The sequence below is a fragment of the Photorhabdus caribbeanensis genome (genome assembly GCF_018448885.1).
Taxonomy (GTDB): domain Bacteria; phylum Pseudomonadota; class Gammaproteobacteria; order Enterobacterales; family Enterobacteriaceae; genus Photorhabdus; species Photorhabdus caribbeanensis.
This window is the reverse complement of the sequence record NZ_RCWB01000112.1, coordinates 1-1,078: the sequence shown is the minus strand read 5'-3', so window position 1 is coordinate 1,078 and position 1,078 is coordinate 1. Positions and strand designations below refer to the sequence as shown.

1 protein-coding gene is annotated in these 1,078 nt (G+C 54.7%); it reads right to left on the bottom strand.

From position 1 onward, the window contains the following. Positions 1-1,078: condensation domain-containing protein (locus EAE90_RS23195; RefSeq protein WP_214055445.1), on the bottom strand; the 1,078-nt coding region annotated here is incomplete at both ends.

The window sequence follows — 1,078 nt, the reverse complement described above, 5'->3', positions numbered from 1 at the left end:
ATGCATCAGGATACGCGGTTTCCGTCGCGTTCCAGGTTTCCAGCAACAACTTGCGCTCCGTCGGAGACAGAATATCCATTTCTCCAACCGGCTGTTGAGAGTTAGTCACCATCGCTTGCAGCACCGCGCGTAGATATTCCACCTGCCGTTCCACTGTCGATGGATCAAACAGGGCGGTGGCATAATTCAACGCCCCGACAATCCTGCCCTCCTCTTCTGACAAGCCCAGCTCAAGATCAAACTTAACAACATCAATCACTTGATCGACCGGTGAGACGGCCAGCTTCGGCAGTTTCCAGTCCGTGCTTTCATTGTTCTGCCAGGCAAATATCACCTGGAACAATGGGGTATGCGCCAGTCGGCGCGGCGGTTGCACAATTTCCACCACCTGCTCAAACGGTAAATCCTGATGCTCCTGGGCCGCCAATGCGGTTTGCCGGACTCGCGCCAGCAACTCGGCCACGGTCAGCTCACCGGATAAATCCATGCGCAATGCCAACGTATTGACAAAGAAACCAATCAACGGCTCTACTTCCTGACGACTACGGCCCGCACTCGGGGTGCCAATCACCACATCGTCCTGACCTGACAAGCGTGACAGAACCACTACCCAGGCTGACAACAGCGTCATAAATAAGGTGACGCCCTGCTGCTCACTCAGGCGTTTCAGGGCGGCCGTTAATTCAACATCTAAGTTAACCGGCACCGTATCGCCGACAAACGACTGCTCCGGCGGACGGGGCCGATCTGTCGGCAGATCCAACAGAACCGGCGCGTCAGACAACATGGCACGCCAATAGTCAGACTGGACCTGAATGCGCTCAGCCGACAACCACTGACGCTGCCAGGCGGCGTAATCCGGGTACTGAATCGCCAATGGCGGCAACGGATCGGATTGTCCGTCTATAAACGCCGTATAGAGCGTGTTCAATTCCTGTATCAGCACATTGAAAGACCAACCATCGGAAATAATGTGATGCAAAGTCAGCAAAAACTGATATTCGCTATCGGTGAGCTGGATGAGAGCCGCACGGATAAGCGGGCCGCTTTCAAGGTCAAATGATGCGTGAGCCTCCTC